The organism is Frankia sp. BMG5.23 (genome assembly GCF_000685765.2).
Classification (GTDB): Bacteria; Actinomycetota; Actinomycetes; order Frankiales; family Frankiaceae; genus Frankia; species Frankia casuarinae.
Genome location: NZ_JDWE01000065.1, coordinates 1 through 18,806 on the forward strand (window position 1 = coordinate 1; position 18,806 = coordinate 18,806).

Here is an 18,806-nt window from a genome sequence, read left to right on the forward strand (position 1 = left end):
CTGGCCCGCCCGGGGGAGACGGACGACCGCGAGTCGCGCCCCGCCCGGGACACCACCACGACAATCACCCGAACCGGCACCCCCGGCATCGGCGGCATCACCGCCACCGGCCCCGGCCACCCCCTNCCCACCCCCCTGCTAGCCACCAACCGCGTCGGCCAACACGTCCGCGTCCCCAAGACCGCCGAACTCGTCGCCGCCCACCTACGCCGCCAGATCGTCCGCGGCGAACTCCAAGAAGGCGACGCCCTACCCCCCGAAGCCGTCCTCATGGAACAGTTCGGCGTCTCCCGCCCCACCCTGCGCGAAGCCTTCCGCGTCCTCGAATCCGAAGCCCTCATCTCCGTCCGCCGCGGCGCCCACGGCGGCGCCCGCGTCCACACCCCCAACGGCGACGTCGCCGCCCGCTACACCGCCCTCGTCCTCGAACACCGCCACACCACCCTCGCCGACATCCACACCGCCCACACCCACCTCGAACCCACCGCCATCCGCCTCCTCGCCACCACCGCCACCGACCACACCCTGACCACCCTCACCGCCCACCTCACCGCCACCGACCACGCCCTGACCACCCCCACCCCCGACCCCACCGACATCCACACCCGCCACCTGCGCTTCCACACCCTGCTGCTCGACACCACCACCAACCACACCCTCACCATGATCACCAGCATGCTCCGGCACATCCTCGACGCCACCACCCCCGACACCCCCACCCCCATCCCCGACCTGCCAACCCTGCGCCACCAGCACACCACCCACCACCAGCTCCTCACCCACCTCACCCAGCACGACCCCGACGCCGCCGAAACCCTCTGGCGCCACCACCTCACCACCACCCCCCACACCCCCCACCAACCCACCACCCCCCTCGACCTCCTCGGCGAGTAGTCAGATCTCCTCGGCGAGGAGTGAACCCCGGGCGTCCGCTTGCCGTTCGCGACGCTCCTCCCGGATCCGGGGACCGCTGTGGGCGCGGCATCGGTCCTCCGGTGGAGACCACGACGACACATCCAGAGAATCGGCGGTGAGGCAACCGTCGAATGCCACACAATGCCGCCATGCTGTGGTCGGTGCGCCGCGTTTCGCGTTACCGTGTGCCGCATGCCGTCGGCAGGTCTGGCCTGGCAGACACTCTCCGATCCGGGCGCGCTCGCCCTGGTCGACCCCGAGTCCAACCGGGCCGCCGCGCTGGCCCGGCCGCACCCCGCGGACCTGCCCATGGTCCAGATCGTCGACCTCGAACGTCTCGTCTGCGGTTGGCTGGCTCCGGCCAGCCGCCCGCAGTCCGAGCGGCACCTCCGTGAGCAGATGATGGTCGATCCGCTGCACACCCTGCGCGGGATGTGCTGGCTCATGGCGATGTGGGTCGTCGCGATACATCTCCGGACGGGACGACAGCCGACCGCCGTCGTCGCCGACCTGGCGTTCCCGGGGATCTGGCGAGGACCGGAGGCCCCGAAAAACGCCCAGCTCTGGGAGAACCTCGCCGGGCGGATTCGGCTCGGCGTCCTCGCCGCTCTCACCAGCGACGCGGCGACCGACGAACAGTTTCGCGAGGCGCTGCGCCATCCCGCCGACATCACGTCGATTCTGGTGCATTACGCCCTGCCCATGATGGCGGGCCTGCACCGGCAAATGCTCGACAACGGCGTGGATCCGAAGGAGATGGCGGGCACGTTGGCGCTCTACACCGTAGACCCGCAGGAACGGACCACCGCCTGCTTCCGCCCGCTGACCTGATCAGCGGCCGTCACCCCCGGGCTGCGTCTTGCGGGTCGGCGAAGGACGCGGGCCACGAGCCGCGGCGGCCGAACGCGCCGCGGAACCGAGGCGTAGCGACGGTGCGGCACGCAGGGGCGCATTCGGCCGGGCCGACCGGGCCGGGGTGGCCAGCGACCCCGGGCTCGGCACGGGCGACGCCGGACCCGGGACGGGCGACGCCGGACCCGGGACGGGCGACGCCGGACCCGGGACGGGCGACGCCGGACCCGGGACGGGCGACGCCGCGGAGAGGACGGGAACGGCCGAAGCGGCGGGCCCCACCGCAACCGCGGGGACGGTCTGGTCGGCGGCGTCGATGTAGACGACGCGGGTACTACCGCCGTGTCCGTGGATGGCAAGCAGCGTCTCCATCGTCGGATAGATCCCGATGGAATCGTGTTCGGAGTCCCACCACAGCACGCAGGTGCCGTCGGGGGCCTGCGCCCCGAACGCGACCGCACCCGTCCCGGAGACGCCGGAGACGTCAACGTCACGCTCCAGCTGAAACCGCCGCACCTGGCGAGCGGACATCGCCACGACCTCCTCACGGGGCACCGTACCGTACCCGTAGGCATCGCCCGCGATCCGGCTGGCGCAGCCGACTCAGCGCCGTCGCCGACCTCGTGCCTCGCAACCAGCGGGGCGTCGCGGCTCGGCCGGATCGACCGGCCGATGCTACCTCTCAGGCGGACTTCGGCCGGTTGGCCCACGGTAGCCGGCAATGTCGGGGTGGGTCATCCGTATGCCGTCGTGGCAGCGCGAGGGTGATCCCAGCACGCGGTAGCTCCACGCGGTAGCTCGCGGGTGGACCGGATGTGTCCGGGCGCGGGGACACCGCCCGAGCATGACGGTCACCTGGCCCGATGCACGGTCACCGCGGAGGCGGGCCGGTCCGCCGGCGGTCCGAGATATCGGTCATAGCCGGTCTCATTCCGTAGCCGACGGGCCAGGAACGCGACCGTACTCAGAGCGTTGATGATGTTCCGTGACGACGGCAACGGCGGCACTTCGGCCGCCACGCGGCCCTAACCCGATCCGGAACCCTGCCCCGCTCTGGCAACCGGACTGCCGCGGCGCGCGGACGCCTCACCCAACAGCTCGGCAATCTCCTCCACACAGCCGCCACAGCCCGTCCCGGCATCACATCGCTCGCCGACGGCGTCAACGTCGCAGGCACCCGAGGCGATCACGTTGCGTAGCAACCGGTCGGACACCGCGAAGCACGAACAGACGAGCACCGCACCTCACCACGCCCGAGACAGCCAGCACGCGGACGGCCAAGCGGCAGTTCGCGACCCTGTCGATCCGTCGATCTGTCGATGATCCTTCGACCCCGTGGAGCGGTCGACCCCGTGGAGCGGCCTTAGCTAAGGCTTCCCTAAGCAGAGGATGCCATGGGCCACCCGCCGCAGGCAAGACAGTCGCGCATCCGCGACATCATCGTGGCACTGGGCCGGAAATCGGCCGGACCCGACAGTCCCGCCGGGCCCGAGATCCGGCCGGACTGCAGATCGGCCGGATCAGCCGAGATCCGGCTCGCCCAGAATCAGCTGTCGGGCCACGGAACGATCTCGACCCGACGGTTGGCCGCCCGTCCCCGAGGCGTGGCGTTGTCGGCCACCGGCCACCGGGAACCGAACCCGGCGACGCGTATGAGGTCGGGACGTACGCCCCGGTCCGTCAGGTAGTCGGCAATCACCTGGGCCCGGTCCAGAGACAACGCCTGATTGAGGGTCGCCGACCCGGAGGCGTCGGCGTGGCCGCCGACCAGGACCACGACCCGGCCGGCGCGCAGCGCCGCCGCCACCCGGTCAAGCCAAAGGCGGGCCGGGGGGCTCAGCGTTGCTGCGCCGACCGGGAACGTCACGTTCCGAGCGTCGAGGGCGGCGCGTAGGGCCGCGAGGGCCCCGGCATCGGAGGTGGACTTCGCCGCCGCGGCGGCAGGCTTCTCGCGCGGGACGACAAGCCGGTTGTCCAGGGTGGCATCGGGGACGGTCGTACCGGCCGCTGCCAGCACCTGGGCGCCGAGGCGCCGCCTCGTGGCCTCGTCGGGGGCACTGCCGGCCACCGCCACGGTCGTCCCGGAGACCGTGACCGAGTGGCTCCCGGGAAAACCGCGCAGCGCCGCCGCGACGGCGGCCACCACCTCCACCGGCGGCTCCGCCACGGCCGGGTCGACCCGGACCTCACCGGTCACCGAGCCGCCGCTCGCGTCCGCCACGGCAGCGAGCAACGCGGCACGGCTCGCCCGGTCGGGCACGGTCGCCGTGATCGACAGTCCTCGGCCGGCCACAGCGAGCACCAGGGGGCGCGCAGGTTCGGTCGCGATGACCACGTCGTCGCCGAGACGCGCGGAGGTCGTGCCGGCGACCGCGGCCGAGGCTCGCGCCTGTTCGGCGGCGGCGGCACTCGGGAAACGACCGGTGACAACCGCCTCACGCCCCTCGACGTGAACCTGGGCGTGCACGCCGCCGGTGGACCGGACCGCCGCGGTCGCCCGGGCTGCGAGATCATCCTCAATGGGACCGCGGCGCAGGGCGAACGCGACAAGGGCAAGCAGCAACCACGCCAGCACGAGTGCGATGGCGAAGGCGACCGGGCGCGGACGTTGCAGACGCACGGTCGTGGACAGGGACATCGATCGGACTCCGAGCGGGATCGGACCGGACGCGGGATCTTCGAGGTGGCGCTGATCGTCGGGACAGGGCCGATCTTCGAGGTGGTGTGGGGAGAGGGGTGCCGCAAGGTCGGACGCGGCCGGGAAAACCGCTGTCCCGCAACTTTCGCACATCGGTCCCAGAAGTAACGCATCGGGGCGAAAGATGCACCCACCTGGGGAGCCACACCAGGCCGACAGCGGTCGGATCGGCACCGGTCGGATCGGCACCGGCCACCCACCGCGATCAGTTCGCGTGCGCTCCATCGGCTCGCGCCACCGGTGTGACCCGCATCGCCATGCTGGAGGTGGCCGGCGGGGCGGGCGGAGGCACCGGTGACGGCGGCGGCGCCAGTGAAGACGGCGGCGGCGCCAGTGAAGACGGCGGCGGCGCCGGTGAAGACGGCGGCGGAGACGGCAGTGGCACGGACACCGGTGCCAGCGCGTTCGGCGCAAGCTGCGATCCGGCTCCCGGCACGGCCGGCTGCCCAGCGGCACTCCCCACGAAACCGACCCGGGACCGCCACCCGGCGACGAGCGCGACCGCACCGGCGGCGCCGCCCAGGACCGCCCATCCGGCGACCGCGTCCAGGAGATAGTGGTTCGACGTCGACATGACGACGAACAGGGTCGCCGCCGGATAAAGCGCGCCGAGTACCCGGACCAGCGGTCGGCGCCCGAAGCGCACCAGCAGGAAACCGCACCACAACGACCATGCGCAGTGCAGCGACGGGAGCGCGGCGTACTGGTTCGTCAGTCCCTCCAGCCCGTCCGGGGCGGCGCTCGCGCTACCGCTCCACCATCCCCAGCCCTCGAAGTGGGACATGGTGTCGACATAGGACGTGCCGGTGAGCAACCGGGGCGGGGCGGTCGGGAACAGGAAGAACCCGACCAGGCAGATCAGAGTGGTGATCACCAGCGTCCAGCGGGCCTGAGCGTACCGGGGGGGGTGCCGACGATGCATCCACACCAGCAGGGCCGGCGTCACGACGAAGTGCAGCGTCGCGTAGTAGTAACAACAGACGACCGCCAGCACCGGTACACTCTGCAACCAGCGGTTGAGCCCGAGCTCGGGATCGAGATGCAGGAAGGTCTCCAGGCGCAGGAGATCGTGGCCCATCCGCATCGCCTCGCCGGTGGAGGCGTCGGCCACGGCACGGGTGCCGGTGTAGGAGTAGTACAGGATCACCAGCATCAGCACCTCGACCCACCAGACCAGCAGGCCGGTGGTCTGGTTGCGCAAGCGCCTCACTATGCACCTCTCGAACGTCGCACCCGCACGAGACGCCGCGCCCGCGCGCCTCGACGCCCTCGGGCAGGACCGCACGCGCGAACGGACCGGCGCACCGACCGTCGCGACGGGCCGGAGCGTCTCGACAGCTCGCTCTCCATACCCTTACTCAACAGCATGAGCCGTTCGCGACCGTCACGGGCCGATCCGTCGTTTACGACACCTCCCCCGGACGGAAATTCACCGCCTGCTCGCCCGCCCGACTCCTCCCCCTGACCGGCTGTCCCCGTCCCGCCACCCCGCCACCGCGCGCCATCCCGCCCCCGCCATAGCGGTGGGAGCGGCCGAGGGCGCACATTGGCGACGCCCGGCACCGAACCGGTCGGGCCGGGCGTCGTCCACGCTGCCGCGGGTGCGAGGCCGCGATCGCCCGGTCAGGCGCCGGCGCCCGCCGCGCCGGTCCTGGGGGTGGCGGTCACGGGCCCGGGCGTGACTGTGCTCACCGCGGAGTCGAGGCTCACCACGGGGGCGAGCTGGTCGGACACCGGCAGCGCGCTGCCCGCCTTCCACGTGGCCCAGGGGACCGACCACGCGTTGCCGAGCTGTGAGGTGTCCGGCGGCCGACCGGTGTTGACGATGTCGATGATGTCACCGAGCCGGGTGAAGTTGTAGAACCACTGGGCGTCGGCGGGTGAGGCGTTCACGCACCCGTGGGAGACGTTGGCTCGCCCCTGGGAGGGCACCGACCAGGGGGCGGAATGCACGTACTGCCCGCCACTGGTGTAGTTGACCGCCCACTGGACCTTCTCGTAGTAGTAGTCCGGATTGCCCTGGGGGATGCCCACGGTGGCCGAGTCCATGATCACTTCGGGTGACTTGCCCAGCACGTTGTGCGGGCCGTCCATGCTCGGCAGACTGGGTCTGCCGAGACTGACCGGCATCGTGCGCAGCAGTTGCCCGTCCCGGAAGACCTTCATCGTGTGGGTGGCCGAGTCGACCTTGGAGACCTGGGCGGAGCCGATGACGAAGTCCATCGCCCGGTCCTTGACCCCGAGCCGGCCCCCGCCCGCGTCGTAGCCGGCGAAGTTAGCCTCGACGTGCACCTTCGTCCCGGGCTTCCAGTACCCCTCCGGTCGCCACATGACGACCCGGTTCGACAGCCAGTTCCACGCGCCGAGGACCGGCGGATCGGTCCGTACGACCAGCCGGCTCTGGACGGCGGCCCGACTGGACGCGGGGGCGCTGAACGTCAGGCTGATCGGCGCGCCGATCCCGACGGTCTGGCCCGCGACCGGCTCCCAGGAGACCTTGAACGACTTCGCCGGGACGCCGGTCACGAAGCTGGTCCGCACCGACGTCGTCCCGGCGATGCCCGTCGCCGGGGACGTTGACGCCTCGACGTCGTACCGCGAGTCGGCGAACAGCCCGCCGGAGGATGTCCAGGTCCGATGATCGGCCGAGAAGGTGCCGGGCATTGTCCCCGGCTCCGTCTTCTCCGACGCGCTCGCCCCCCGGTTGACGGAGACCGCGGCCAGCGGGGCGTTGCCGCGCACGACGATCGGGCTGGTCAGCGCCACCCCGGTAGCGCCGTCCCTCGGCGTGACCGTCACGCTCGCCGCCGGATCCGGGGCGGGGGTGGCCCCGGCCGGCGCCGGTGACGCCCCCCCGCCGGAACAGGCCGCCGCGGACAGCACCGCGGCGAGCAGAAGCGTCCCCCCCGGCCACCGCCGGGGCCGGCGACCAGGCGATTCCGCCGGCCGGGATTCCGGCCTGGCCGAGTGACCCCACCCACGGGAAATACGCGGGGGAATCATTACCGAGCGAGACATGTAATGCCCCCTCCCGAAGACCGCGCCGGCAGCATCGCCGGACGGGAAGCTACGTCCGAACGGTACCCAGAGATCAACCCCACGTACCCTCGATCAGCGTAATCTACGGCGCCAACCGGCAGATCATCACCCGGTGTCGAGCATCTTAATACGGAGAGTAGCACTCTCCAGGCGTCCCACATACACCCCTCCCCTTCTCCCCTTCTGACGCACGAACGCCTTCCCAGGTTGCCCGCCCCGGAGGACATTTCACCGACCACCCGAAACGACGGCCAGAACCCACGGCGATATCAAAGAAGACGCAACCCGTCACCCGCGCAGATGAGTTTCCGCAACCAGAGACGACTGGGCGGTACACGGCACCGCCGGCATGCGGGACCATTGACGTCTCACTGGCTTTCCATTGCCGGAAGCCGCCCGGACGGGCCACCACCGCGTGATCCCACCCCCGCGGTCCACACGGCTCGGAGGGGCACCCAGGCGACAGACCGGGGCGACAGGCCGGGGCGACAGGCCGGGGCGCCGGGCGGCACGACGAACGGCACGAGTCGGGCGCGCGAAACTCACCGTCGGTCCGGGATGTCACCCGGTCCAGCAGAATGGTCGGGCCACGTTCGGCGGTCTCCGGACCGCACCGGTGCCGGCACGACACCGGTGCGGCGCCGGGACGGTCGGACCCACGGCAGGCCGATCGACCCGGTCGGGCGAAAGGCGCACTCCGGACAAGGGAAATGACCGTCCCACGACAGGGAGGCCACATGGCGATCGTTCTCGGGCCCAATCAGTATGGAAAGGCGGAGGTCCGTCTCGTCCACGTGGCGCGGAACGGACCGGTGCACCAGATCACCGATCTGAACGTCTCCACCGCGCTTCGTGGTGACTTCGCCGCCGCGCACCTGTCCGGCGACAATGCGCACGTGCTCACCACGGACGCGCAGAAAAACACCGTCTACGCCTTCGCCCGCGAGCACGGAATCGGCCAGATCGAGGATTTCGCGATCCGGCTGGGTCACCATTTCGCCGGATCCCTCCCGGGGATCGACGGCGCCCGGATAGAAATCGAGCAGTACCGGTGGGACCGCATCCAGGTGGATGGGGTGCCGCACGACCATGCCTTCAGCAGGTCGGCTGGGGAGAAAAGGACGACGGTCGTCACCCTCGACCGTGGCACGGCCTTCGTCGTGTCCGGACTCGCCGGGCTGGTCCTGCTGAAGTCGACCGGCTCGGAATTCTCGGGGTTTCTCCGCGACCGGTACACCACACTGCCCGAGACGACAGACCGCATCCTGGCGACAGAGGTCACCGCCCGCTGGCGCTACGCCCAGTCAGACCTCGACTTCGGGCGGCTGTTCGACGGGGTACGGACGGCTCTGGTCAGCACCTTCGCGAGCCTCCACAGCCTGGCTCTGCAACAGACCCTGTACCGGATGGGCGAGGCGGCGCTGACCGCGCACGCCGACGTCGCCGAAATCCGCCTGTCAATGCCGAACAAACACCACTTTCTGGTTGATCTAGAACCGTTCGGGCTCGATAATCCCAACACGGTCTACTACGCTGCGGACCGGCCGTACGGCAAGATCGAGGGAACGGTCCTGCGCGATGACGCTCCCGACCCGGGGCCGAGCTGGCTGACCCTCCCGGGATTCTGCTGACCGGTGCGGACCCCCGACAGGCGGTGCGGCGTCCCGGACGCCTGTTCACGGGACGCCTGTCCCGGACGCCTGTTCACGGGACGCCTGTCCCGGACGCCCGTCCCAGCGGCGCAGCGTAAGGCGGTCGCCGGGCATAAGTGTGAGGGCATGCGCGGCGTCACCGTCGCGCACGGCGAGGGCCGCCATCCCCGCCGAGTCGACGTAGAGCACCGCCTCCCCCGGGCCGACGGAGCCGAAGGTGACCCCCACGGCCAGTTCAGTCATCGGGCCCGCGGCCGCGAGCGGGCCGGCCGCCTGCTCGGCCCCGGTCAGGCGGTCCCGCCGGAGCGGTCGCAGCACCGCCCGACCCGGCGGGCGCAGCCCGGCCGCGCCGAGCAGCGCGCCGGAGGCCGCGAGCTGGACGTTGCCGAACGTGTCGACGAGGACCACCTCGGTCTCCACGGTCCCATCCGGGCGTAGCCGGGCCAGGGCCGCCAGGGGACGGACCAGGGTCGCCGGCTCCACCGGCTCACCGACCTCCTGGAGCGGTGTCCCGCGCGCCAGGGCGGCAGCCACCGGGGCGAAGACGTCCCGGCCGTGGAACGTCGCGGGGGTTGCGGGCCGCACCTCCAGCGTGACCGCGGCCTCGATCCCCCCCAGCCGCTCGGCCGCGGAGATCAGCAGGCCGTTGTCCGGCCCGACCAGGTGACCGCCGACCGCGCGCAGTGCCAGGGCCCGGCGCGACGTGCCCACCCCGGGATCCACCACGGCGAGGTGCACCCCCCGAGGCAGGGAACCCACCGTCTGGGCGAGCACGGCCGCCCCCCGCCGCACGTCCCCCGGCGGCACCAGGTGGGTCACGTCGATGATCCGGGCATCCGGCACCGTCTGCAGGATCACCCCGTGGCAGGCTGCGACGAAGCCGTCGGCGAGTCCGTAGTCAGTGGTGAAGCTGATGCACCTCACCGGCTCAACCTGACGTCAACCCGATGGCTGACGTCAACCCGATGGCTGACGTCAACCCGATGGCCCGGAGACGGACGCCTCGCCGAGCCCGGTGCCGTCCCGGCCCGGTGGGTCCGGATGGCCGTGCACCCAGCCCTCGTCATCCACCCAGCCCTCACTGTCGACCACCCGGTGGGGATCGGCCTCCAGGGCCGGCAGTTCGCCCGCCGCCGGCTGGCCCGGATCGTAGCTGACGGGCCGGTCGCGTTCGGGCGTCGGACCACCGTTGGCGATGACCACCGCGACCCACGGAATGATCACGGCCATCGCGACGGCGACGAACCGTAGCCAGCCGTGGAAGGCGACCACGGCGAGCACGAAGCAGAGCATCCGGAACATCATCGAGAGGAGGTAACGCACCTCCCGCCGATGGATGTCCCACTGCCGCGACCGGGCCGCGGACGTGATCAGGACCGTGTCCTGCCGCCTGAACATCACGCGTACACCTCGATGGCTCTCACTCCCCGACCGGTGCGCCGCCCCGTGCCTCCAAATATCCTCCTCACCGGCGCCCGGGGAAAATGCCGGCGGCCGGCGTGCGACGGTGCGGACCAGGAACCACGGCGTCCGCCGGGCGCCGTGTCGGACGACACCGTGTCAGCTAGCACCATGTCAGCTAGCACCATGTCAGGTGACACCACCTCAAGTGACAACATGTCAAGCAGTATCATGTCAAGTGGCACCATGTCGGACGGGAATCCGGCCCGGATCCGCCGACCGGATGAACAGCCGGTCGTGTGCACCCGTACGGTGCACCAAGCTGTGCCAGAACGTTCATGTAACGGTCGGCTGGCCGTCTGCGGCACGGCTCCATGCCCTGCCACCGTGCTCGTGTGCGCATAGCGGTGATCACCGAGTCGTTCCTCCCCCATGTTGACGGGGTGACGAACACGGTCTGTCGAGTGCTGGAACATCTGCGGGACCGGCAGCACGAGGCGATGGTCATCGCGCCGGCTCCGGCGCCCGCCGCCCGACGCGCGGCGGCGCGCAGCCACGCCGGCGCACCGGTGCTGTGGGCACCGTCGGCTCCCCTACCGGGTTACCCGGCGTTTCGCTTCGCAGTCCCGTGGCCCGGGCTTCCCGCCGCCTTACGGGAGTTCAACCCGGACATCGTCCATCTGGCGGCGCCCGCCGGCCTCGGGGCGCAGGCGGTGTTCGCGGCGCGGCGCCTCGGCATACCGAGCATCGCCGTCTACCAGACGGACATCGCCGCGTTCGCAGCCCGCTACGGGCTGGCCACCGCGGAACGCACGATCTGGCACTGGCTCGCCATCGTACATCGGCTCGCGGCCCGGACCCTCGCGCCGTCCTGGGATGCCGTCGACACCCTCCTGAGCCAGGGCGTGCAACGGGTCGCCCGCTGGAGTCGGGGGGTGGACCTCGAACGTTTCCACCCGGCGCACCGGGACGACGAGCTGCGCCGCCGCCTCGCTCCGAACGGCGAGGTCCTGGTCGGCTACGTCGGCCGGCTGGCCCGGGAGAAGCGGGTGGAGCTGCTCGGAGCGGTGTCCGACATCCCGAACACCCGGCTCGTCGTCGTCGGTGACGGCCCCTCCCGTCCCACCCTGGCCCGGTCGATGCCGAACGCGGCGTTCCTCGGATTCCGCGCCGGGCAGGAGCTCTCGGCCGCGGTCGCGAGCCTCGACGTCTTCGTCCACACCGGCATCCACGAGACATTCTGCCAGGCGGCGCAGGAGGCCAAGGCGAGCGGGGTACCGGTGGTCGCCCCTGCGGCGGGCGGGCTGCTTGACGTTGTCGAGCACGGCCGCACCGGGCTGCACTACACTCCCGGCGACCCCGCGGCCCTGCGGGCGCAGGTCGCGGCCCTGACCGACGACCTCCCTCGTCGGGTGGCGATGGGTGCGGCGGCCCGGGAGTCGGTCGCGGGATGCGGGTGGAGCGCGATCGGCGACGAGCTGCTCGGCCACTACCGTGACGTGCTCGGCACCGGCGGCGGGGCCGGTCGCTTCGGCCGCCTCAGGCACCCCGGCCCGGTCATCGAGGGACGGAGCGGACGGCGGGGCGGACGACGGGACGGATGGGACGCACGCAAGCGGCCCGGGACGGGAAACGACGACGGGTGGTCAGCATGAAGATCGTGCAGGCGGCAAACTTCGTCGCGCCGGCCTCCGGCGGCATCCGGACGACACTGCGCCACCTCGCCGCCGGCTACACCGCGGCGGGCCACGAGGTCGTCCAGATCATTCCGGGCGAGCAGGACGCCGAACTGGTCCGGCCGGATGCCCGCGTGCTCCAACTGCGCGCCCCCCGGCTACCCGGAACCGGTTACCGGATCATCACCGAGCCGTGGCGCGTCGCCGACCTGCTCGACCGGGAACGGCCCGACCGACTCGAGGTCCACGACCGGGCGACCCTGCGTCCACTGGCCCGATGGGCCCGCCGTCGCGGGGTGCCGTCGCTGGTCGTCAGCCACGAGCGGCTCGACCGCCTGCTCGGCACCTGGACACCCGCACCGTTGCGGGGAGTCCTGCCGGTCTCGACAGCCGCGGACCGGGCGAACGCCTCGCTCGCGGCCGCCTTCGACTCCGTAGTGGCGACGACGGCCTGGGCGGCGGCGGAGTTCGTCCGCATCGGCGCCGGCAACCTGCGCCACGTTCCGCTCGGCGTCGAGCTCGACCGTTTCTCCTCCGCCCACCACGACCTGACCCTGCGACGCGCCTTCGCCCGTGACCAGGAGGCGCTGCTGGTGGTGGCCAGCCGGCTGGCACCGGAGAAGCGGGTCGACCTCGCCGTGGACGCGGCAGCTGAACTCGTCCGCCGCCGGGTGCCGGCGCGCCTGGTGATCGCCGGTGACGGGGCCCATCGGGGCCGGCTGGAACGGCATGCGGCCGGGCTGCCGGTGACCTTCCTCGGGTTCGTGGCCGACCGGGAACGGCTCTCCGGCCTGCTGGCGACCGCCGACCTCGCGCTCGCCCCCGGCCCGGTGGAGACCTTCGGGCTGGCCGCTCTGGAGGCGCTCGCCAGCGGCACCCCGGCAGTGGTGCACCACGCCAGCGCGCTCGCCGAGCTGATCGTCCCGGGAGTGGGCACGATCGCCGCGGGCAGCGGATTCACGTTCGCCGACGCCGTCGTGGACCTGCTGTCCGCCTCGCCTGCGCAGATCCACGCGCGCCGGATCGCGGCCCGGGCCCGCGCGGAGCAGTTCCCCTGGTCGGCCACGGTCGCGGGCTTCCTTGCCTGTCACGACTCGCCCGGTCCGGCCGCCCCGGGCACGGCCTTCCCGCAGCCACCGGCGCCGCCGCTCGCGGCCTGAAAGGCGGGCAGAGCCATGGACTCCGGCACCGGATCCCGGCGGTTCGTCGCGCTGGGCGACAGCATCACGGTCGGCCTCGGCGACGGCGTGACGATGGGACGCGAACACCGCCGCCCCGCGACGGGAGGACGGGGCTTCGCCGCCCGGCTCGCCGCGTGCCTGGGCCCGGCCGGCGCCATGGAATTCACCAATCTGGCCACCACGGGAGCGACCACACACGACGTGCGTACCCGTCAGCTTCCCGTCGCCCTGTCGCTGGGCCCCCAGATCGCCAGCGTGATCGCCGGCATGAACGACGTGCTGAAACCGACGTTCGATCCACTGCGGTTACGCCAGGACCTGGTCTGGACGGTGGGCCGCCTGCGGGCCGACGGAGTCGTCGTCCTCACCGCTACCATGCCCGATCCCAGCCGGCTGCTCCCGGTGCCGGCGCCGTTCGGCCGGATCCTGAGCGAACGGGTCGAACGGCTCAACGCGGCGGTCCAGGCCGCGGCCCGGACGGACCCCGGAGTGTTGATGGTCGACCTCGGCGGGCACCCTGCGGTGCGCAGCCGGTCCAGCTTCGACGTGGACCGGATCCACCCGGGGCCACGCGGCCACCGCCTGATCGCGCAGGCGTTCGCCCACCGTCTGTCGCACGCCGGGGTACCACTCGTGGGTCTGCCGGACGGACCCGATCATGAGGAACCGGCTCCGGGAATCATCGAGCACTCCTACTGGCTGCTGAGCGTGGGCCTGCCCTGGCTGGCCGGGCGGTGCCTGCCCAGAGGCGACAAATGGCGATATCACCCGGAAAAAGGTCTGGTACGGCCCCCTCGGCGAGCCTGAAGGCTCCTCGATTGCCTACGGTAGGCAATGTGCTTCCCGCCCTGTCAGCGTCGCCCCGGTCCGGAGTCCTCACCGGATGGGGCAATGCGTGGCTTGCCGGGCTCGTCGGGCTCGACGACGTCATCACCCAGATGCACCGCGCGCTCGGTGGCGAGGCGGCGCCGCACACCCTCGGCGACGAGCCGCTCGTGCTGGGCCTGGGAGCCCTGCGTTCGGCCGGAGCGCAACGGCTCCGGCTGGTCCTGCCCGCCCCCGGGGACGCCACCGGCCTGCCCGGCCCGGCGGAGGTGAACAGGGACGCGATCACCGCCGGAGAGGCGATCATCGTGATCGGCCCGAACCCGCCGCTGGTGCTCGTCCCCGGGGTCGTCGTGCACGGGCCGGCCCTGGAGGGGCGGCTGGAGTCGGTGCACTGGCGGGTGCTCGTCGCGTCCCGCGTGCCACCGCCCGGAGCCGGCCTGCGCGCCGCGGAACACGACCTCAGCAACGCGATCCGCACCACGACGGCCGCGCTCATCGACCTCGACATCGCAAGCGCCCGCCCCGAGGTGCTCGCCCTGCTGCGCGACCGCGGGGTGGATGACCCGGGCCCGGGGCTGGGCCCGGGCCATCCACCGGGGGCGCACGCCCTGCTGGCCCGGGCGGAGCGGTTGTCGACCCTGCTCGACCTCGCCGCCCGGGACGACGGTGCCGCGGTGACCGCGAGCGAGATCGCCCGCAGGTCCGCGGCGCTGCGCAACCTTTCCGCGGCGGTGCGTCGCGCCTATGCGGCGGCCTACGACGCCTTCGACCCGACGTATGCCCCCGTGCCGCCCTCGAACTGACGATCGCCGGCTGTCCGCCCCGGCCGGCTCCGGTCAGTTCAGCCGAGGGCAGAAGTGCCCGGCCGGATCGTCCGGGCGACCGCACAGGACGCACGGTGGACGCCCGGCGGCGACGATCGTGCGGGCCCGTTCGATGAAGGCACGGGCCTGTTTGATCGACAGTCCCACCCGCAACGAGTCGAGCTCGTCCTCGCTCTCGGGGAGCCGGAACTCCCCGGGAGACAGCCCGGCCGCCTCGACGAAGACCCGATGGCCGTCCCAGGACACCGTGAGCTGGCCCAGATGGAAGTCCTCCTCGAACGGGGCATCCAGCGGGGCAAGATCGATCTCGACGTCCGAAGCGGTCGGAAGCACGATGCCCTGGGTCTGGCCCACCTGGCCGAGCAACGCGGTCAGCCCCTCCGCGAGGGCGGTGACCTCGGTTTTCTCCAGACCGACCGTCACGACCTGACCACGCCCAGCAGCCTGCAGGAAGAAGACCCGGTCACCCGGCTGGCCGACGGTTCCCACCACGAACCTTTCCGGGGATTCGAACACGTAGCGCCGCATATCTCCGATCGCTCCGTTACCTTGACTCGCTTCGTCGTTCGGTTCTGATCGCTTCGTTCCCCATCAGTATCGGTTCCCCATCAGCCTCGGTTCACCATCAGTATGGCCGCATCGCCATGCGGTCCGCCCTCGCCCACCCTCCCGGATTCAGGACCACCCCGGATTCGGGTCCGCGGGGATTCAGGTCCGCGGGGATTCAGGTCCGCGGGGGTTCAGGTCCGCGGCGGCCCGAGGGGCTCGCAGCAGTGCGCGGGGCAGTCCGCCGGCCATGGCCCGAGGCCGGTCAGCGACCGTCGGACACCGCCGGGACGACGCAGCTCCTCGATCAGTTCTCCCACCATCGAGACGAACCGCGGATCCACCCCGACGGTGCCCGCCCGCGTCGCCGGCAGGCCCAGCTCCCGCGCCCGTTCCAGGGCCCCCACGTCGAGGTCGTAGCGGACCTCCACGTGATCGCTGACGAACCCCAGCGGAATGATCACGGCACTGGCGGCCCCCGCCGCGGCCAGCTGCGCGAGCCGATCGCGCACGTCCGGCTCGAGCCACGGCACGCCCGGCGATCCACTGCGGCTGCAGAAGGCCAGGTCGAAGGGATGACGCACGCCGGTGATGCGTTCGATCCCCTCGATGATCACCGCCGCGGTGGCCCGCAGCTGGCGAGCGTAGGCGCCCTCGCCACGCCCGCTGGCGCGGGCCTGCGCGAGGGGGAGCGAATGGGCGGTGAAGATCAGATGGGCATCGGAACGCACCTTCGCCGGCAGGTCGGCCAGCGCCGCGACGCCGCGGTCCACCATCGGCTCCACGAACCCCGGATGGTCGAAGAACAGCCGCAGCTTCACCAGCTCGGGCGCACGGTCCCCCACCGCGGCGGCGGCTGCCGCGAGGTCCTCCCGGTACTGCCGGCATCCCGAGTAGGACGAGAAAGCCGAGGTGACGAAGCACGCGGCACGCCGGATGCCGTCGGCGGCCATCTGGGCGACCGTGTCGGTCAGATAGGGCGCCCAGTTCCGGTTCCCCCAGTAGACCGGCAGCCCGGGCAGCTCCGCACGCAACGCGGTGACCAGCGCCCGGTTCTGCTCGTTGAGGGGGCTACGCCCACCGAACAGGTGGTACTGCTCGGCGACGACCGCCAGCCGGGAGGCGGGGATGTCCCGGCCCCTGGTCACGTTGCGGAGGAACGGCAACACGTCGCCGGGCCCCTCGGGACCCCCGAACGAGACGAGCAGCAGGGCGTCCACGTCCCCCGATGCCCGGACGTCCCCCGATGCCCCGACGTCCCCCGATGCCCCGGCCCCGCTCATCTCGGCACGCTGCCGGCGATCTCCGCCGGATAGCTCGGGAAGTAGCGGGTGATCTCGGACAGCTCGAAGGTGGGCAGGATGGACCCGGCCGGTTCCCGCGCGAGCAGGAACGCGAACGACGCGCGGACCAACGCGATCAGGCCCGGCACATCGTCGGGCGAGAGCCCCACCGCCGTGAGCACCTTGTCATCGACCCGCACCCGGTAGTTGAAGGAGAGCCCGCGGACTCCCGGAGACGTCTCCTCCGCGACCTCGACGTCGAAGTCGCGGCCGCCGTACGGTTCCACCCGGATCACGCCCACCGACCCACCCCCTCGCGGTTGCGCCGACCGCACCGCCGCAGCCACCTCAACTGCTGAGCCACCTCAACTGAGAGGGAAGGCGCGCCCCTGGTTTCGATCAGCCAGCGGCGTGGCGGCACGGCGACGCCGCGCCATCTACGATATCCGTCGGCGCGCCCCACATGCGTCGCCGCCGGGCAAGAAGATCGCCTGCCCCGGCTCCCGCGCGGCAGCCGGGGCGGGCACCGGCCCACCCGGACGCCATCGCGGGTGATCCAGCCGATGATCAGACGGCCAGGTGAGCCTTCATGGCGCGGGCCCGCTCGCCGAGCTCGGGCATTCCCACGACCGTGACCCCGGCCGCGCCGAGCAGTTCGTAGCCCTGGCAGTCGGCGACGAACAGGCTGGGTTCCCGCCAGGCGATGACCACTCGGGGGATCTTCGCTTCCAGGATGAGCTGGGTGCAGGTGCGTGGCCACGACATGCGCTGGGAGCAGGGTTCGAGTGTGCTGTAGATCGTCGCGGTGGCGAGACGGGGGTCATCGGGAGCGACCTTCGCGAGCGCGGACTCCTCGGCATGCACCGTGTCGTCGACCTCGCGGGAAAACCCGAACGCGATCTCCTCGCCGTTCTCGCCGACGATGACGGCACCCACCGAGTAGGCACCGGTGGCGGGCGGGCAGCGGTGAGCGAGCTCGATGGCCCGCGTCATCCACCGGTGGTCATCGATCTGGGCCATGAGGGGCTCGTCCTTTCTCGGGCGGGTCCGGCAACCGTCGAAGAGCCCATCGCCTGCCGGAACTCGACCCCGTAGAGAACTTTGGCAACGATCTAGATGGTTGGGCCTGCTGGGAGCGCACGGCGCTCGGATGAGACCTGTTCGCCCAGGTCGCGGACGGGTTCGAGCCGTGCCCACTCCTCGTTGCGGGCGAGGGTGCGCCAAATACCGGCGGCCCGGTTGAAGGTCGGGCCGTTGGTCACTTCCTTGCCGTCAACGATCATGAGGGCGTCGCTTGCTGCGGTGGCTGCCTGTTCGGGGTCCGGNTGGGTGCGGTGGATGAAGGCCCGTGCGAGTGCGAGATGGGTGCCGTCGACCCCATGGACGCACACACCAGCAAGGCCCTGCGGCTGTCGGACCCTCAGCGCCGCGCGCTGAGGGTCGTTCGCAAAGGCTCGGTCTCTTACCGGGCCGACAGCGTCGGTCACGGCTACTTCTCGGCGCGCGGCGCCTCTGAGATCACGCTCAACGCCCGAACGATCGACAGCCTAGTCAGGCAGGGTCTGATCGTCGAGGTTCCTGACCAGTTCCGTGACCTGCGCGGGGGGCTGGTTCGTGTCCGGCCGTACCGGCTGACCGACGCGGGCCGCACCGCCCTGGGGCTCGTCCATGAGGCCCCGCAGGCCGATGCCCCGGCGACGGTGGACGTTGCCGATGTCCGGGTTGGCATGGCTACGCCGCTGGGATGGGTCGACTACATCTCTCCGCTGGACCATGGCGGGGCCATCGTCTACTACCGGCCGTTCGATCGGTCCGCGCTCACGTGCCGCGCGTGGCCGCGCGGGGAGCGGCTGACGCTCGTTCCCTGCCCCCACGTCCCCAGCTACTTTGATCGCTCCCACTGCGCGAAGT

The 18,806-nt window shown here is 71.6% G+C and carries 21 protein-coding genes; 9 read left to right on the forward strand and 12 right to left on the reverse strand.

Annotation, left to right across the window (positions count from 1 at the left end; translation table 11 throughout):
- The first annotated feature begins 96 nt into the window (after positions 1-96).
- Together BMG523DRAFT_RS19335 and BMG523DRAFT_RS19340 are read left to right on the forward strand one after the other, a co-directional pair.
- A complete protein-coding gene (locus tag BMG523DRAFT_RS19335; protein ID WP_235463256.1) occupies positions 97-894 on the forward strand; it encodes a FadR/GntR family transcriptional regulator in 798 nt (265 codons plus the stop codon).
- 213 nt (positions 895-1,107) lie between these two features.
- Positions 1,108-1,746: a hypothetical protein gene (locus tag BMG523DRAFT_RS19340; RefSeq protein ID WP_023841904.1), complete on the forward strand. Its 639-nt coding sequence runs from the start codon at positions 1,108-1,110 to the stop codon at positions 1,744-1,746.
- Here BMG523DRAFT_RS19340 and BMG523DRAFT_RS26690 read toward each other — a convergent pair whose 3' ends face one another.
- The 5 genes from BMG523DRAFT_RS26690 to BMG523DRAFT_RS19360 form a co-directional block, all read right to left on the reverse strand.
- Entirely contained in the window at positions 1,747-2,298 is a 552-nt protein-coding gene (locus BMG523DRAFT_RS26690; RefSeq protein WP_235463251.1) for a hypothetical protein, read from the reverse strand. It abuts the gene before it with no gap.
- Between the two features lie 494 nt (positions 2,299-2,792).
- On the reverse strand, positions 2,793-3,005 hold the full coding sequence (locus tag BMG523DRAFT_RS23565; protein WP_011436350.1) for a bacterioferritin-associated ferredoxin: 213 nt from the start codon (positions 3,003-3,005) through the stop codon (positions 2,793-2,795).
- A 308-nt stretch (positions 3,006-3,313) separates the two neighbouring features.
- Positions 3,314-4,405: an OmpA family protein gene (locus BMG523DRAFT_RS19350; protein WP_011436349.1), complete on the reverse strand. Its 1,092-nt coding sequence runs from the start codon at positions 4,403-4,405 to the stop codon at positions 3,314-3,316.
- A gap of 265 nt (positions 4,406-4,670) precedes the next feature.
- Positions 4,671-5,675, reverse strand: a complete 1,005-nt coding sequence (locus tag BMG523DRAFT_RS19355; protein WP_043591890.1) for a phosphatase PAP2 family protein — start codon at positions 5,673-5,675, stop codon at positions 4,671-4,673.
- Between the two features lie 413 nt (positions 5,676-6,088).
- Positions 6,089-7,231, reverse strand: a complete 1,143-nt coding sequence (locus BMG523DRAFT_RS19360) for an Ig-like domain-containing protein (protein WP_235463257.1) — start codon at positions 7,229-7,231, stop codon at positions 6,089-6,091.
- On the opposite strand from BMG523DRAFT_RS19360, the gene BMG523DRAFT_RS26695 reads away from it, so the two are divergent.
- Together BMG523DRAFT_RS26695 and pucL are read left to right on the forward strand one after the other, a co-directional pair.
- Positions 7,119-7,436 carry a hypothetical protein gene (locus tag BMG523DRAFT_RS26695; protein ID WP_235463258.1) on the forward strand — a complete coding sequence of 106 codons (318 nt, stop codon included), beginning with the start codon at positions 7,119-7,121 and terminating at the stop codon, positions 7,434-7,436. The two genes, BMG523DRAFT_RS19360 and BMG523DRAFT_RS26695, sit on opposite strands and share 113 nt — an antisense overlap.
- Before the next feature lie 805 nt (positions 7,437-8,241).
- Positions 8,242-9,135, forward strand: coding sequence for a factor-independent urate hydroxylase (gene pucL, locus BMG523DRAFT_RS19365; protein ID WP_011436346.1), 894 nt, complete (start codon positions 8,242-8,244; stop codon positions 9,133-9,135).
- Between the two features lie 45 nt (positions 9,136-9,180).
- Here the strand turns inward: pucL and BMG523DRAFT_RS19370 are convergent, their stop codons facing one another.
- Both BMG523DRAFT_RS19370 and BMG523DRAFT_RS19375 read right to left on the reverse strand, forming a co-directional pair.
- Positions 9,181-10,080 carry an S-adenosyl-l-methionine hydroxide adenosyltransferase family protein gene (locus BMG523DRAFT_RS19370; RefSeq protein WP_043591892.1) on the reverse strand — a complete coding sequence of 300 codons (900 nt, stop codon included), beginning with the start codon at positions 10,078-10,080 and terminating at the stop codon, positions 9,181-9,183.
- A 51-nt stretch (positions 10,081-10,131) separates the two neighbouring features.
- On the reverse strand, positions 10,132-10,554 hold the full coding sequence (locus tag BMG523DRAFT_RS19375) for a DUF3099 domain-containing protein (RefSeq protein ID WP_011436344.1): 423 nt from the start codon (positions 10,552-10,554) through the stop codon (positions 10,132-10,134).
- A gap of 398 nt (positions 10,555-10,952) precedes the next feature.
- On the opposite strand from BMG523DRAFT_RS19375, the gene BMG523DRAFT_RS19380 reads away from it, so the two are divergent.
- The 4 genes from BMG523DRAFT_RS19380 to BMG523DRAFT_RS19395 are packed head-to-tail and all read left to right on the forward strand — an operon-like array spanning position 10,953 to position 15,045.
- Positions 10,953-12,212, forward strand: coding sequence for a glycosyltransferase family 1 protein (locus BMG523DRAFT_RS19380; protein WP_198537839.1), 1,260 nt, complete (start codon positions 10,953-10,955; stop codon positions 12,210-12,212).
- Entirely contained in the window at positions 12,209-13,393 is a 1,185-nt protein-coding gene (locus BMG523DRAFT_RS19385; protein ID WP_043591893.1) for a glycosyltransferase, read from the forward strand. Before BMG523DRAFT_RS19380 ends, BMG523DRAFT_RS19385 begins: the two co-directional genes overlap by 4 nt.
- Positions 13,394-13,408: 15 nt before the next feature.
- Complete coding sequence (locus BMG523DRAFT_RS19390) at positions 13,409-14,221, forward strand: SGNH/GDSL hydrolase family protein (RefSeq protein ID WP_011436341.1); 813 nt, start codon at positions 13,409-13,411, stop codon at positions 14,219-14,221.
- A 29-nt stretch (positions 14,222-14,250) separates the two neighbouring features.
- The gene (locus BMG523DRAFT_RS19395) at positions 14,251-15,045 is read left to right on the forward strand and encodes a hypothetical protein (protein WP_173645814.1); all 795 of its coding nucleotides are present in this window, start codon (positions 14,251-14,253) and stop codon (positions 15,043-15,045) included.
- A gap of 33 nt (positions 15,046-15,078) precedes the next feature.
- Here the strand turns inward: BMG523DRAFT_RS19395 and BMG523DRAFT_RS19400 are convergent, their stop codons facing one another.
- The 5 genes from BMG523DRAFT_RS19400 to BMG523DRAFT_RS23570 form a co-directional block, all read right to left on the reverse strand.
- Positions 15,079-15,594: a DUF3090 domain-containing protein gene (locus BMG523DRAFT_RS19400; RefSeq protein ID WP_011436339.1), complete on the reverse strand. Its 516-nt coding sequence runs from the start codon at positions 15,592-15,594 to the stop codon at positions 15,079-15,081.
- A 212-nt stretch (positions 15,595-15,806) separates the two neighbouring features.
- A complete protein-coding gene (locus BMG523DRAFT_RS19405) occupies positions 15,807-16,895 on the reverse strand; it encodes a ferrochelatase (protein ID WP_011436338.1) in 1,089 nt (362 codons plus the stop codon).
- A complete protein-coding gene (locus BMG523DRAFT_RS19410; protein WP_023841911.1) occupies positions 16,892-17,197 on the reverse strand; it encodes a hypothetical protein in 306 nt (101 codons plus the stop codon). The genes BMG523DRAFT_RS19405 and BMG523DRAFT_RS19410 overlap by 4 nt, the downstream gene beginning before the upstream one ends.
- A 265-nt stretch (positions 17,198-17,462) precedes the next feature.
- Positions 17,463-17,915 carry a deaminase gene (locus BMG523DRAFT_RS19415; RefSeq protein ID WP_011436336.1) on the reverse strand — a complete coding sequence of 151 codons (453 nt, stop codon included), beginning with the start codon at positions 17,913-17,915 and terminating at the stop codon, positions 17,463-17,465.
- A gap of 92 nt (positions 17,916-18,007) precedes the next feature.
- Positions 18,008-18,178 (reverse strand): hypothetical protein, encoded by a 171-nt coding sequence (locus tag BMG523DRAFT_RS23570; protein ID WP_235463252.1) that lies wholly within the window; start codon positions 18,176-18,178, stop codon positions 18,008-18,010.
- Between the two features lie 78 nt (positions 18,179-18,256).
- Between BMG523DRAFT_RS23570 and BMG523DRAFT_RS24810 the strand changes: the two genes are divergently transcribed.
- A partial coding sequence (locus BMG523DRAFT_RS24810) for a MarR family winged helix-turn-helix transcriptional regulator (RefSeq protein WP_043591895.1) occupies positions 18,257-18,806 on the forward strand: 550 nt, incomplete at its 3' end.